The following is a 14,728-nucleotide window of genomic DNA, read 5'->3' on the forward strand; positions in this document are numbered from 1 at the left end:
TTTATTTCTTAATTATTTCATAATCTAGATATTTATAATTATTTTCAAAGATAAGCAAATTAGTTCCATCAGAATTTTGGCTACTATCATATAAAAAACCATCATATCCTAAATGCCAAATATATTCAGCCATTATTTGGGTTGGAACATAGTCTAATAATTTATCTTTTTTATCTATTGGTTTTGATATGTCTTCTAAAAATTCTAATACAAATTTTTTTTGACAATGCATTGAAATATCAAAACTTTCATGAAATATGTTTATTTTTGAACCCATATTTGATTTACACAAATTTAATAATTTTAGGTTTTTGTCTATTTTAAATTTACCAATAGCAATTTCATTTTTATCATTTGTTCTAATCTCTTTTATTGCAGTTTCTTTTTCTAATGCAAAATAACCATAAGAAATACCAATAGGACTAAAACGATTATTTTGAGCAAATTTAATCGGGCTTTTCCCTAACTCACAAGCAGGATTATTCTCTATCTCAATCTTTTTTGCTAAATTCTTTATTTTTCTTGCCCTAAAAATATCATAATCTTTAAAACATTTTAATTTTTGAAAGAACTCTTTAAATTCATTAAGAGTATTTGAGACACTAAAATCTTTATGGTCAAAATATCTTGCTTTATGCTTTACATTTTCACAAAATTTTTCCCATTTTGATAAAGAGTAAAAATTATAATTATCATCATAACAATTACTTAACCAATGTTCAGTATCTTTATTATTAAATATGAATTCATTTTCTCCATTCGCAACTTCAGAATAATGTAAAGATTTTTTAATTATTTCAAGTAAAGTATTTGTATCTTCATCAAATAATTCTCCACAGATTTCTTCTAAAGAATATAAAGGAGCATAATTTCTTATAAAATCATTTTCTTTTTCAGCCTCTCTATTTGCTATATGATAAGCGAATTCGTCCAAATGATACAATTTACTTATAGTAGATTCAATAAAATCTTTAATAGAATCTTTTTCTATTTTATATAAAGGTTCATCTGCACCACATCTGCAAATATAGTTTTCTTCAATTATTTTTTCACCGTATTCTTTTATATATGCAATTATATTTGAATCATTAAAACATTCTGAACAAAAATATTCCATAAAAACCTTAAATTATTTTATTTAAATATATTATATCACTTAGAAATTAAAATAATTATTTTATTAGCTTAAATAGTAAACTTTTTTACTTTAGCACTCAAAAATAAAAAGTGCTAATTTTTATCAAAACTTTAGCTTCCTTTTATAAAGTTTTGTTAAAATTAAGTTCTAAAAAAAATAAAAATTATAGGAGAAATTTATGGCAAAGCATCAATTTCAAACTGAAGTAGGACAACTATTACATTTAATGACACACTCTTTATACTCAAATAAAGAGATTTTTATAAGAGAACTTGTATCAAATGCAAGTGATGCAATTGATAAACTAAACTATTTAAAATTGACAGATGATAATATAAAATCAAAGTTACCAGAGGATTGGTCTGGAGAAATCAATATTACTTTTGATGAAGAAGATAAGTCTTTAACTATTATTGATAATGGTATTGGTATGAATGAAGAAGATTTAATCGCTTCTATTGGTACTATTGCAAAATCAGGTACAAAATCTTTCGTTGAAGCTTTAACAGGTGATGCAAAAAAAGATTCAAACTTAATTGGACAATTTGGTGTTGGTTTCTATTCTGTATTTATGGTAGCTTCAAAAGTAGATGTAATCTCTAAAAAAGCAGGAGAAGAACAAGCTTATAAGTGGTCATCAACTGGTACAGGAGAATTTGATTTATCTCCTTGTACAAAAGAGTCAAGTGGTACAGTTATTTATATCAAGTTAAAAGATGAAGAAGCCCAAGAGTTTGCTTCTAAACCAAGAATTGAAAATATTGTAGGAAAATATTCTGACCATATTGCTTATCCTATTTACTTAAACTATACAGAAGAAATAGAAGAAGAATTAAGTGAAGAAGATAAAAAAGCTGGAAAAGAAGCAAAGAAAACAGAAGAAAAAAGACATGAGCAAATCAATAAGGCAACAGCTTTATGGACTCAACCAAAATCAAAAATCAAAGAAGAAGAGTATAATGATTTTTATAAATCAATTTCTCATGATTCACAAGATCCATTGGCAACTATTCATACAAAAGCTGAAGGTGTAAGTGAATATACTACATTATTCTATATCCCTAAAACTGCCCCAATGGATATGTACAGAGCTGATTATCAACCAGGTGTAAAACTATATGTAAAAAGAGTATTTATTACAGATGATGAAAAAGATTTATTACCAACGTACCTTAGATTTGTTAGAGGTATTATTGACTCTGAAGATTTACCATTAAATGTTTCAAGAGAAATTTTACAAGAAAATAGAATATTAGCAAATATTAAACAATCTTCTGTAAAGAAAATCTTATCAGAAATCAAAAAACTTTCAAAAGATGAAGAAAAATATAAAGAATTTATTGAACAATATAATAGACCACTAAAAGAGGGTGCATATCAAGATTTTACAAATAAAGATAAGTTGTTAGAGCTTATTAGATTTAAATCAACAAAAACTGAAGCTGATTCAATGACTTCTTTAGATAAATATAAAGAAAATGCAGACTCAGAACAAAAAGCTATTTTCTATATCATAGGTGAAAATGAGAAAGTTCTTAGAAACTCTCCACTTCTTGAAGCATACAAAAAAAATGATATTGAAGTACTTATTTTAGATGACAAAGAAATTGATGAAATCGTAACTCCAATGTATGGTGCATACCAAGAGTGGGAATTCAAAGATATTACTTCTTGCGAAGCTCCAAAAGTAGAACAAACAGAAGAAGAGAAAAAAGAAGTAGAAGAGAAGTTTGAAGATATTACGAAGAAAATCAAAGAAATTTTAGGTGAATCTGTAGCAGATGTAAAAGTTACAAATAGACTTTCAGAGTCTCCATCTTGTGTAGTAAAAGATGCAGGAGATGCTCAAATGGCACAAATGGCTCAAATGATGAGAGCAATGGGACAAGAAATGCCAGAAACTGCTCCAATCCTAGAAATTAATCCTGACCATGAAATTGTTAAGAAGTTAAATGGTTATTCTGATGATAAAATGGTAGAAGATGTATCTTGGGTATTATTAGACCAAGCAAAACTAAGTGAAGGTATGGAAATCACTGATACTGTTGCCTTTGCACAGAGACTTTCTAGAATCACTGCAAAAGCTTTATAAAATAATGATTTAGGTTCATCTTCGTCGTCGAAGAGAACCTATCTCTCAGTCACTTACTTAATGTAAGCTCCTTCGAACTAAAACCTCTTCTTCTAGAATCTAAACCAAACTCATTATTCTATATAAATCTGCTTATTTACTTTTTTAAATAAATATCTTTATTTTTGTGATAGAATAACTTTTATGAATATAAAAAATAAATCTAATCAAACTTTTAAATCTGGACCAAATACACAGTTTAATTCATGTGTAGGGAAAAATAATCCTCTAAGTAGTTCTTATCTTGAAGGTTATAAAGAATCTGTTAAAGTAATATATGAAAAGATAATTGAAGATACCCATAACCTAGATACATTAATTTATCCTATGCTTTTTTGTGCAAGACATTCAATAGAGCTATTTTTTAAAAACTCTATTATTGATATTTCAGAAATAAATACAAGTATAGATTTTCCTAAATTAGTTAATACACATGATTTAAAGAATTTATGGGATACATATAAAGAATATTCCTTAGAAAATTTTGACTATAGGTTTCATTCATTAGTAAATAAACAGGAAAAGCTAATAAGTGACTATTTTGAAATTGATGCCACAGGACAAATGTTTAGGTATCAGTACACAAAAGAAAATAAAATTCATTTGGAAAAATTTCCTCATATTAATATTAAAAATTTTTATAGTAGATATCAAAAACTATCAGAACTTATAGATAGTGTAACAGAGTTATTGGAAAATCTTAAAATTGAATATAAATATGGTGTTCATACAGATAAATTATCACGAGAAGAAATTAGACAGATTGCAAAAGAATTACCTAATTATAAATATTGGAAAGAAGAAAAATTTAATGAGGAAAAAGAAAAGATAAGGCAAGAATATAATCTAACTAATAGAAAACTTTCTGAAGCTATTGATATAATAAAAAATCATTATGAGTTTTCTTCATATATTGGTATTGAAAATAAAATAAGAAAAGTTGATGTAGTGAAATTTGCAAACGTTTATAATTATATAAAAGAATACAAATCACGTACTATAAATAAAACTGAATTAGAAAGTTTTTTAAAAAAAGAAGATAAATATATATTAGCAATATTTGCAGCCTTGATTGATTTTAGAAAAGAAATATATTATGTTGAGGAATTTGATAAGTTAGTAGAAAAATTTTATCAAGATAGTTATACAAAATTGATTTATATTCTAACAACGGGAACTAAAATATTTAGAAATTTAAAAGATAGTTTACAGATAATGAATCAAATAACTTTACTTAAAAGTGTAGAGGAAAACTAATCTTAGATTAGTCCTCTACTTTATCCTCTTCTTCTGATACAACTTCTTTAGTCTCTAAAGTTTCCTCTTCTTCTTTCTCAGGTTTTTTTTCTGCTCTTGCAAGTATTTCTAAGTAGAAAGTATCAGCTTCAGATTTAGCTGCTTCATCAATAGATTTTGTGATATCTGCAAACTCTATTACTTTAGGTTCTTCATCACCTATTGCAAATTTACAGTCAAAAAACCAAAAGTCTTTATCTTCAGGAAGTGCTTTTCTTTTTTCTCTTTTGATATATTTTCTTACTTCATATTTAATAGAATCTACAACTCTATCAGGGTGTTTGTTTTCTTGCTTTAATTTAAAAGTCTTTTTCAAGTCTTACCTTTGATTTTATATATTTTTGCAATTGTATCTAAGTTTTGACTAAATAAGAAGATTTTTGAACATTTAATAAACTATTTATAATAAACAGATATAATTCTTAGTAATATCATTTGATATTACTTATAGTTATATGTAATATTAAAGGTAGTCATATGGAAACTGAGTTTTTAGTAGTTTTTACACTAGTTATTCTTATCTCTTCATTTATACATGGAAGTATTGGCTTTGGTTTTGGTCTTATCTCAACTCCAGTAGTTGCACTTTTTACAGATATTCAAACAACAATCACATACATAATAATCCCAACAATGATAGTAAACCTTGTAAGCATTCTAAGTGAAGGAAAGTTTTTTGAAGCCTTACGAAGATTTTGGCTTATCATTTTACTTATGGTTATAGGTAGTGTGTTTGGAACATTTATTTTAGTTTATTACAACTCGGAGTATTTTAAACTTATACTTGCATTTATAATATTCTTTTATCTTTTCCAATCTTTAGTAAAATTTAGAGCTAGTTTTATATCTGATTATCCAAAATCTTCAACCTATGGATTAGGACTTATTGGTGGAGTTGTCTCAGGTCTTACAAATGTAGTTGCTCCACTTACTATTATGTACACCTTAGAATTAAAGTACTCAAAAAAAGATACGATTCAGCTTTCAAACTTATGTTTTCTTTTTACAAAAGTAGGGCAAGTTGCGACTTTTGTTTACTTTGGAGAGTTTACATCTCAAGCAGTACAAATTTCTTTTGCTAGTATTTTTATTATTGCTATTGGTCTTTATTTTGGTATAAAAATAAAGAAAAAAATAGATGCCAAATTCTATGCAAAGATATTAAAAGCCTTATTGTTTATTATTGCATGGATGTTAGTTTTTCAAACAGTTTTAGGTTAAGGGATAAAAATGGATTCAAATTTATTAAAAGTTTTTATAAAAGTTGCAAATACAAAATCTATTTCACAAGCAGCAAAAGAGTTAGAGTTTACTCAATCAAACGTAACATTACGAATAAAACAGTTAGAAAAAAATATAGGATATTCACTTTTTCATAGAACAAATAGAGGGGTTATTCTTACAAATGAGGGAGAAAAACTTTTTCCCTATGCCATGGACATTATAAAAAAAGTAGAAGAAGCTCAAGTTCATATGCGAAATATAGATTATCAAGAAGTTTTAAAAATAGGTTCTACCCAAACTTTTACTACAAGCAATCTAATGCCATTTTTAGAAAAACTAAATAGTGATTTTAAACAAATGAATTTAGAGTTTGCAGTGGATAGTAGTTTAAATTTGATAGATAAACTATTAGATTATAAACTTGATATAGCTTTTGTAAATGGAAATCCAAATCATAAAGATATAGAGATTTTAAATGTAGTTGAAGAAAAGATGGTTTTAGTAGAACCTTTAAATAAAGAACCACAAAAGACTTGTTTTGTATTTAAAAAGTCTTGTTCAAACTGTGCAACTTTGGAAAGTTATATTAAAAATACAAGAGATGAAAACTACAAAACAGTAGAGTTAGAAAATTTTGAGTTAATCCTTGGTTGTATAAAAGCAGGTTTTGGAATAGGTCTTTTATCTCCAAAGATTATAGAAAAATTTGGCTACACAAACAAGGTTAAAACTACAGATATAGAAAATCATCTTGATACACATTTAATTTGTAGAAAAGATTATCTTCCAATAATTCATGAGTACCTGAGAAAAGTAAATCTTTAGCTAATAAGTTTATGAAAAATTAAGCGAAGAATGTTATATTTATCGCAAAAAAATATGAAGGAATTTTATGTCAAAAGTTATTATAAGAGATGCCGTTATTGATGATGCACAAACAATTTTAAATTTTATTACAGAACTTGCAATTTATGAAAAAGCTGAACATGAAGTGAAAACTGATGTTGAGCAAATAAAAGAATCTATCTTTGGTGAAAACTCAACGGTAAGTGCTTTTATATGTGAAGAAGACGGTGTTGCAATTGGCTTTGCAGTGTATTTTTATAATTATTCAACTTGGCTTGGTAAAAATGGTATTTATTTAGAAGACTTATATGTAAGCAAAGATAAAAGAGGAAGTGGTGCTGGAAAAGCTATCTTAAAACACCTTGTTAAAAAAGCCTATGATGAAGGTTGTGGTAGAGTAGAATGGTCTTGTTTAGATTGGAATACTCCTTCAAGAGAGTTTTATGAAAGTATTGGTGCAAAGAGTCAAGATGAGTGGATTGGATATAGATTGGAAGGTCAATCCTTATCAAACTTTGCAAATAGCTAAAAAGGTGTTTTAATGAATCAAGAAAAAATAGATGATTTTTACTCTTTAATGGCACAAGCCTCAAGTTTAACAAAAGAGAAAAAGGATGATGATTCTTTGAAAATTTATGAAACTATTTTAAAAGAATTTGAGCAAACTGATGATGAAAGTATAAAAGAGTATTTGCCTTATACTTATTATAATAAAGCTTTAGTTCATGCTAGAAGAAAAGAGTTTAAAAAAGAGTTAGAAACTTATAACACTCTTTTAGAGAAGTTTATATCAAATTTTTCAAAAAAAGCAGAACTTATAATAGCAAAAGCTTATATGAATAAAGCTGTTTGTATTCAAGAGCTTTATGATGAAAAAAGTTCTTTAGATACATATAAAGAGTTTATAAATAATTTTGAAAATACTATTGATACTGAGATTTTAAAAGATTTGGTTCAAGCTAAATATAATACAGCTTTAATTCAAGCTTCACTTGATGAAAATGATGAAGCTATAAAAAAATATGATGAAATAATTAATACTTATAGAAATAGTGAAGATGAAACTATTTTAGAGTTTGTAATAAAATCTTTAGTAAATAAAGCAAATAAGCAAAAAGAGCTATTTGAATATGAAGATTCTTTAAAAACTTTTGATGAGGTTTTAAACTCTTTTTCTAATCTAAAAGGAGTTTTTTTAGGTCAAATCGCAATTGCATATCATAATAAAGCAGCAGTTTTAAGTGAACTTCAAAGGGAAAATGATTTACAAAATGTATGTGATGAGATAATTGAAAAGTTTTCAAATATAAATGATGAGTTTATTATAAATATTGTTTCCTCAGCAGAAGTTTTAAAAGATAAGGATAGGTTTAACAACTCTTTTTAAAACTTATGCTAAAGTAGTAATAAAAAAAGATAGGTTTATTTATGGGATTTTTTAATGCAAGTAATTAAAAATATTTTATTAGTTATTACAGTGGCTTTTTTATTTACTGCTTGTTTCAGTAATAAAAATTTAACGCATTTTTCAAAAAAAACAAAAGAGTTAAATTTTGTAAATAATAAACAAACTCTTTTAAAGCTTCCCTTTTCTTCTTCTGTGAGAAATATATACACTACAACTTTTTGTGTTAGGGATTCTTTTATAATAAATGAATACAATGAAAAGTATGGAAAACTTTTTTTAGAGTATATTGATTTAGATAGCATGTGCAGATGGACAGGTTTGGCTAATAGCTTTTTTGAAACTAGCTTAAGACAAGAAATGAATTTAGATACTTTGGAAACTGTTGAAAAATATGATATTGATAACTATACATTTAAAACCTACAAAATAAACGAAGATAGTTATTTAAGTGCAGTTTATATCTATTCTACTTTTTCTAATACTTTTTTACTAGACTATGAAGGAAAACTTTATACAGAACTTTTAAAAAAGTTAAAACCTACATATAAAAATTTGTTTATAGATAAAAAAAGATTTGAAAAAAATTATGATAAGAGTTTAGTTAAGAAAAATATATTTGAACGATATTTTACTCAAGATAAAGAAAGATTCTAAGTCTTTAAGACTTAGAAATCTTTTAATTTCCTCCAAATACTTCTTTAAGTATCGAAGTTGTTTGTTCAATAGGATTTTTTCTAATAGCTGCTTCTTTTTCAGAAATAATAGTAAATAAACCATCAATAGCTTTAGTAGTTACATAATCATTAATACTTTCATCACTACTACTAGGTAAGTAAGAATCTACTCCAAAGTTTTTTGCAAGGTTCATTACTGAACTATTTTCCACATATTCTTTTCCATATTCTTTATAATATGAGTTAAATGTATCATAATATTTTGCAACACTATTGTCTTCCATTGCTTTAGTTACAATAGGTTTTATCATATTTGATAAGGCTTCATTTGTATTTGTTTTAAAATAGTTTGTAGCGGCATGTTCATCACCAGCTAAAATATTTTTTGCATCTTCTAAAGACATCTTATTTATAGCATCAACAAAAATTTCAGCTGTTTTTGGAGCTGCTTGTGTTGCTGCACTATTCATAGAGTTTATTAAATCATCTGCAATTTTATCTCCACCAGCTTTTCTAACAATTGTTTCTACTTTTTGAAGATTTTTAGGAAGTGGAATTTTAACTTGAGAATTATTTAAATACCCATTTTCTGAACCAAGTGTTTCAACAGCATAATTAACACCTACTTTTAAAGCTTCTTTTAAACCACTTGAAACTGTGTCTTGGGATAAATTTGTTGTACTTTTTGTATTTGTTACTTCTTTTTTTTCACTTGCTTTTTCATTATTTGATAAATTATTTACAACATCTTTTGCAAAATTATTTAAGTCAAATGAAAAACTTAGTGTAGTGCAAAGAGCTAAAGATAAAATAATAGTTTTTTTCTTCATAAAAACCTTTCATATAAAATTTTTTATTATTATATTCAAGTTTTATTAATCTAGCTTTTCTTTTGAGTTAGGATAGTACCTTTTTTTAGGAATATTATTTATAATAAGTGCAATAAAATACATAATAAAAGCACCACTTGCCACAGGTATTAAAACATATAAAAAACCTAAATTATGAATTTGTTCACTTCCAATTACAGCAATTAAAGCAGTTGCTCCTCCTGGAGGATGAAGAGTTAATGTTAATTGCATTACAAGAATTGCACTAGCCACAGCAAAAGCAGAGCATAGCCAAATGTACTCACCACAAATTTTAAAACAAGCTACTCCAATAATAGCACTTAAAATATGACCGCCGATAAGATTTCTTGGTTGTGCCATAGGAGAGTGCAATGCTCCATATATTAAAACAGCACTTGCTCCAAAAGAACCAATTATCAAACTTAAATCAGTATCTTTTAAAAAATTAAAATGTATAAAAGAGATTGAAAGTATTCCAATAAAAGAACCTATCCAAGACCAAATAAGATTCTCAATAGCTATTTTTTCAGTATTAATTTTTTTGAATTTTTTAAAAAATCTTTTCATTATAGTTTTCTCCATAAAGTTTGAAGTTTAACTATTTCTTTAAAAATTATGTATGACTTTAGTCAATAAATCTAAAAAATTTTGATTAAATTATGATAGAATATTAAACTTTCACTTATAAAGTAGGGAAAAATGATAATAGAAATTTCAGAATTTTTTTATGGTTTTAAAACAAAAGTTATTGATACAAAAAGTTTAGAAAAAGAGTATGCACATACAATATTTGATTTTGCACAAAAAATAAAAGATAAAAACTTACATAAAGAGTATGAAGATAATTTTTTAACTATATTAGGTTATAGTTTTCGATTAGAAGATATAGCACAAAGATTGTTTTTTACTTTTCAAGAGGCTGTATATGCCATTGATTTAGATATTCAAATGAAAAATGAAGATTCAAAAAAACTTAATAGTATAGTGTATGTTTTAGTTATAGAAGTTCTTTTAAAAGAGTTTCAAGGAAAGTTTTTAGATGAGGAACTTAAGCAAAAAGCCTTAGAAACATATAAAAAAATAGAAGAAAGAAAAGCAAAAGAGAATAAAAAGTATCATATGTATCAATATTGATACAATATGATTAAAGTTTTATAATCTCATTTTTTATAGCTTCAATATCATCACTTAATTTTATAATATCTAAATCTCCCGCATCAATCATCTTTTCACTTACTAAAGTTGTTTTTATAAACTCTATTAAACCTTTCCAAAAGTCACAACCAACTAAATATAGTTTAAATCCATCTCTCATTTTATGAGTTTGAATTAAAGTAAGAACTTCAAAAAGTTCATCTAAAGTTCCAAAACCTCCAGGAAAAATAATACACGCCTTAGAATATTTTACAAGCATATATTTTCTTGAAAAAAAGTAATTAAAGGTAAGACTTTTTGTTGTATAAGGATTTACAGAGTTTTCAAAGGGAAGTTCTATACTAAGACCTACAGATTGAGCTTTTTTAGATTCAAAGGCACCTTTATTTGCAGCTTGCATTATACCGTCTCCACCACCAGTAATAATATTTATACCTTCATTAGCTAAAACATATCCAAGTTCTTGAGCTTTTTTTGCATATGCATTGTTTTCTTGTGTTCTTGCACTTCCAAAAACTGTAACATTGTTTTTTAAATCATATAATAACTTCTTACCATTATTAAAGTCATCACTTATTCTTGTATTGTAAATTGTATCGCAATTCATTTTTATCCTTAAAAGAAAACATTGATTATATTTATATTTTCATTATAAACCACAATTTATTAGCTAAAAGAACTCTTTTTTACTTAATTTATATTTTTAAAACTCACTTTTTACCCACTAATTTTTGTTAAAATATAAAATCAATATAGGAGCCTTTTTTGTTTAGTGAAAAAAATATCCCAAAACTTATTATTCTTACTCCCATTATAACTGTTATTTTAATTGCATTTCTTACAATTTATTTTTTTGTGCAAAATCAATATAACTATTTTGAAATGGAAAGTATTTTAGTTGAAAAAGAGTATTTACAAAAACAAAAAGATATATTAAAAAAAGAAGTTGATTATGCAGTAAATTATATAAACCATAGGGTAAACAATAATGAAAAACTAACAGAAGAAGAACTTAAAAAAGATATTTTAGAATACTTAGAAACAATAAGATATGGTAAACATGGTTACTTATGGGTGCATGATACAGATTATTATTTAAGAGCTCACCCTTTTAGACAAAATAGTCTTAATACTTATGATGTGGATTTAAAAGATGCAAAGGGAAGTTTGATTACTAAAAAGTTTATTGATGAAACCATAAAGAATCCTAAAGGAGTTTTTGTTGAATATCATTGGCAAAAACCTAAAGAAGAAAATTTTTCAAAAAAATTGGGTTATTTTGAGCTTTATTCAAAATATAAATGGGTTATTGGAGCAGGACTTTATATTGATGATATTCAAAAATCAATTAAAGAAAATAAAGAAAAACTTCAAAAAAAAATAAATAAACATATAAGACTTGTGGTAATCGTTTCTTTTTTAGTTATTCTAATAATTGGTATTTTATCTTTTTTTATTTCAAGAAAAATAACAAAAGTTTTTAAAAGATATCAAAATAATGTAAAGAAAAAAGAGCTTTTATTAGAAGATTTAAATAGAAATCTTGAGTTAAAAGTACAAAAAGCTATAAAAGAAGTAAAAAGAAAAGATAGAGCTATGCTTCATCAATCAAGACTTGCAAGAATGGGAGCAATGCTTTCTATGATTGCACATCAGTGGAGACAACCTTTAAGCGAAGTATCTGGAATACTTATGGAATTAGAAACAGCTAATAAGTTTGGAAAAGTTACTAGTTCTATGATTGAAAATTCTGTGAAAGATTCAAATAAACAAATAGAATTTATGTCAAATACAATTGAGGATTTTAGAAATTTTTTTAAACCAGACAAAAAGAAAGTTGATTTTTACCTTGAAGTAGCTTGTGATGAAGCCCTTACTTTAGTTGAAGCTTCTTTAAAAAGTTTTAATATTAAAATAGAAAAAAAGATTAAATTTAATTCTTTAATTTATGGTTATGAAAGAGAATTTGCACAAGTCATTTTAAATCTTTTATCCAATGCAAAAGATGTTTTAGTACAAAGGAATATTCAAAATCCTACAATAAAATTAGTAGTAAGTAAAAAAGACAATAATGCAATAATAAAAGTAAAAGATAATGCAGGTGGGGTTGAAGATGATTATTTAGATTTGATTTTTGAACCTTATTTTACAACCAAAAGTTCCTCAAAAGGTACAGGGCTGGGTCTTTATATGGCTAAAATGATTATTGAAAAAAATATGGGTGGAGAATTAAGTGTTGAAAATAAAAGAAAAGGTGCTTGTTTTTTAATAGTATTACCTATTGAAGAGCTTAAAAAATAGATGGAAAACTTAATAAAACAACTTCAAGAATATACAGTTTTATGTGTTGAAGATGAAGATGGTATTAGAAAAAGATTAGTAAATACTTTAAAATACTATTTTAAAGGTGTCTATGAAGCAAGTAATGCAGAGGATGCTTTTTATTTGTATAAAGAGTATAAACCAAGTTTAATAATTACAGATATTGAAATGCCTAATAAAAGTGGAATATCCTTGGTAGAAGATATTAGGAAAAATGATATTGAAACAATCATTATTATGGTAACAGCTTATTCAAATGAAGAGTATTTATTAGATTTGATAAATTTGCATATTAATCAATATCTTTTAAAACCTGTTAATTCTGATTCTTTATTAAATGGAATAATCAAAGCTTTTGGTAATAAACTACATGAAATACTCTCTTTTCACAAGGACTTATATTTTGATATGAGTCAAAGGGAACTTTTTTATAAAAATGCTTTAGTTCCTTTAAGAAAAAGAGATAAAGAATTTTTAATCTTATTATATAAAAATAAAAATTCTGTATTAAGTTATGAATTAATAGAAGAGTATTTATGGAGAGATAAATCAATGAGTATTGCTGCTTTAAAAACATTTATTAAAGAGTTTAGAAAAAGAATACCAATAGAGATAATAATTAATAAACCTCAAGAGGGTTATAAATTAATTAATTTCTAAAAAAACTCACTATAAACTCACTTTTTTATTTTAAGATGAATTTGTAAATTAACAAAGGAGTCTTAAATGTTTAAGAAAAGTTTACTTTTTATCTCTCTTGCAAGTATAGTTTTTGCAGGAAATATCAAAATGGATTTAAATGCTAAATATGGAGCAAATAATTTCCATACTAAAGGTGCTCAAAAATATGCACAACTAGTAAAAGATTATTCAAAAGGAAGTGTGAATATTACTGTTCATCCAGGAAGTGCTTTGATTAAAGGGAATCCCCTAAAAGCAGTAAAAGATGCTACCGTAGCAATGACAGATATGTTTATTCCTTTCACTTCTGGTGGAGGAAAAGTTTTTGGAATTTCTGCTTTACCATTTATTGCTGATTCTTATGATGAAGCATATAAGTTATATCAATTAGCAAAACCAGCTTATGAAAAAACAGCTAAAAAATGGAATCAAAAAATACTTTATTCTGTAACTTGGCCTGCAAGTGGGTTTTATTCAAAAAAGCAGATAAATACAATAGCTGATTTTGATGATGTAAAAACAAGAACTTATGATAAAAACTCAGCTGCATTTGTTAATAAAGCAGGGGGAAGTGCTGTTGCTTTACCTTGGGGAGAAGTATATTCTTCTCTTAGAACAGGAATGGTAGACTCTGTTGTTACTTCATCAGCTTCAGGAAAAGATGGCAAATTTTGGGAGGTTTTATCTCACTATACAAAAATCAATTATGCTTATCCTTTACAAGCTGTTACTATTAATTTAGACTATTGGAATTCTTTAAGTAAAGCTCAACAAGGTGCAATGTTAAAAGCAGCAAAAGAGATTGAAGCTTCTCAATGGGAAGCAGCAAAACAAGAAGATAAAGTTGCTTTAGAGACTCTTGCAAAAAATGGGGTGATTGTAAATGAAGCTTCACAAGAGTTAAAAACTCAATTAGACAAGATAGCAGATGAATTACTAAAAGAGTATTTATCAGATGCAAATTCTCAAATCAAAAAAATATTTGAAGAATATAGAAAGTAA

The 14,728-nt window shown here is 26.1% G+C and carries 16 protein-coding genes; 11 read left to right on the forward strand and 5 right to left on the reverse strand.

Annotated features, from left to right (window positions below; translation table 11 throughout):
• Nucleotide 1: 1 nt before the first annotated feature.
• Entirely contained in the window at nt 2-1,117 is a 1,116-nt protein-coding gene (locus CP965_RS10420) for an RES domain-containing protein (RefSeq protein WP_129062049.1), read from the reverse strand.
• Between the two features lie 199 nt (nt 1,118-1,316).
• Here CP965_RS10420 and htpG point away from each other — a divergent pair, with 199 nt between their 5' ends.
• Complete coding sequence (gene htpG / locus CP965_RS10425) at nt 1,317-3,230, forward strand: molecular chaperone HtpG (RefSeq protein WP_129062050.1); 1,914 nt, start codon at nt 1,317-1,319, stop codon at nt 3,228-3,230.
• Between the two features lie 183 nt (nt 3,231-3,413).
• The gene (locus tag CP965_RS10430) at nt 3,414-4,526 is read left to right on the forward strand and encodes a hypothetical protein (RefSeq protein ID WP_129062051.1); all 1,113 of its coding nucleotides are present in this window, start codon (nt 3,414-3,416) and stop codon (nt 4,524-4,526) included.
• A 7-nt stretch (nt 4,527-4,533) separates the two neighbouring features.
• Here CP965_RS10430 and CP965_RS10435 read toward each other — a convergent pair whose 3' ends face one another.
• Nucleotides 4,534-4,881: a DUF6172 family protein gene (locus CP965_RS10435; RefSeq protein WP_129062052.1), complete on the reverse strand. Its 348-nt coding sequence runs from the start codon at nt 4,879-4,881 to the stop codon at nt 4,534-4,536.
• Between the two features lie 161 nt (nt 4,882-5,042).
• Between CP965_RS10435 and CP965_RS10440 the strand changes: the two genes are divergently transcribed.
• The 5 genes from CP965_RS10440 to CP965_RS10460 all read left to right on the forward strand — a co-directional run bounded on the left by CP965_RS10440 (nt 5,043) and on the right by CP965_RS10460 (nt 8,697).
• Nucleotides 5,043-5,786 carry a sulfite exporter TauE/SafE family protein gene (locus CP965_RS10440; RefSeq protein WP_129062053.1) on the forward strand — a complete coding sequence of 248 codons (744 nt, stop codon included), beginning with the start codon at nt 5,043-5,045 and terminating at the stop codon, nt 5,784-5,786.
• A 9-nt stretch (nt 5,787-5,795) separates the two neighbouring features.
• Complete coding sequence (locus tag CP965_RS10445; protein WP_129062054.1) at nt 5,796-6,614, forward strand: LysR family transcriptional regulator; 819 nt, start codon at nt 5,796-5,798, stop codon at nt 6,612-6,614.
• Nucleotides 6,615-6,681: 67 nt separating this feature from the next.
• The gene (locus CP965_RS10450; RefSeq protein ID WP_129062055.1) at nt 6,682-7,164 is read left to right on the forward strand and encodes a GNAT family N-acetyltransferase; all 483 of its coding nucleotides are present in this window, start codon (nt 6,682-6,684) and stop codon (nt 7,162-7,164) included.
• A 12-nt stretch (nt 7,165-7,176) separates the two neighbouring features.
• Nucleotides 7,177-8,022 (forward strand): tetratricopeptide repeat protein, encoded by an 846-nt coding sequence (locus tag CP965_RS10455; RefSeq protein WP_129062056.1) that lies wholly within the window; start codon nt 7,177-7,179, stop codon nt 8,020-8,022.
• A gap of 54 nt (nt 8,023-8,076) precedes the next feature.
• Nucleotides 8,077-8,697 carry a hypothetical protein gene (locus CP965_RS10460; protein WP_129062057.1) on the forward strand — a complete coding sequence of 207 codons (621 nt, stop codon included), beginning with the start codon at nt 8,077-8,079 and terminating at the stop codon, nt 8,695-8,697.
• A gap of 22 nt (nt 8,698-8,719) precedes the next feature.
• On the opposite strand, the gene CP965_RS10465 is transcribed toward CP965_RS10460, so the two are convergent.
• Together CP965_RS10465 and CP965_RS10470 are read right to left on the reverse strand one after the other, a co-directional pair.
• Entirely contained in the window at nt 8,720-9,547 is an 828-nt protein-coding gene (locus CP965_RS10465) for a DUF4197 domain-containing protein (protein WP_129062058.1), read from the reverse strand.
• A gap of 45 nt (nt 9,548-9,592) precedes the next feature.
• Nucleotides 9,593-10,135, reverse strand: a complete 543-nt coding sequence (locus CP965_RS10470) for an HPP family protein (protein WP_129062059.1) — start codon at nt 10,133-10,135, stop codon at nt 9,593-9,595.
• A gap of 132 nt (nt 10,136-10,267) precedes the next feature.
• On the opposite strand from CP965_RS10470, the gene CP965_RS10475 reads away from it, so the two are divergent.
• Complete coding sequence (locus CP965_RS10475) at nt 10,268-10,702, forward strand: hypothetical protein (protein WP_129062060.1); 435 nt, start codon at nt 10,268-10,270, stop codon at nt 10,700-10,702.
• A gap of 10 nt (nt 10,703-10,712) precedes the next feature.
• On the opposite strand, the gene CP965_RS10480 is transcribed toward CP965_RS10475, so the two are convergent.
• On the reverse strand, nt 10,713-11,330 hold the full coding sequence (locus tag CP965_RS10480; RefSeq protein ID WP_129062061.1) for an LOG family protein: 618 nt from the start codon (nt 11,328-11,330) through the stop codon (nt 10,713-10,715).
• Nucleotides 11,331-11,488: 158 nt separating this feature from the next.
• Here CP965_RS10480 and CP965_RS10485 point away from each other — a divergent pair, with 158 nt between their 5' ends.
• The 3 genes from CP965_RS10485 to CP965_RS10495 all read left to right on the forward strand — a co-directional run bounded on the left by CP965_RS10485 (nt 11,489) and on the right by CP965_RS10495 (nt 14,728).
• Nucleotides 11,489-13,024, forward strand: a complete 1,536-nt coding sequence (locus tag CP965_RS10485) for a sensor histidine kinase (protein ID WP_129062062.1) — start codon at nt 11,489-11,491, stop codon at nt 13,022-13,024.
• Nucleotides 13,025-13,705, forward strand: a complete 681-nt coding sequence (locus CP965_RS10490) for a response regulator transcription factor (protein ID WP_129062063.1) — start codon at nt 13,025-13,027, stop codon at nt 13,703-13,705.
• 66 nt (nt 13,706-13,771) lie between these two features.
• Nucleotides 13,772-14,728 carry a TRAP transporter substrate-binding protein gene (locus CP965_RS10495; protein ID WP_129062064.1) on the forward strand — a complete coding sequence of 319 codons (957 nt, stop codon included), beginning with the start codon at nt 13,772-13,774 and terminating at the stop codon, nt 14,726-14,728.

It is taken from the genome of Halarcobacter mediterraneus, assembly GCF_004116625.1.
GTDB classification, from domain to species: domain Bacteria; phylum Campylobacterota; class Campylobacteria; order Campylobacterales; family Arcobacteraceae; genus Halarcobacter; species Halarcobacter mediterraneus.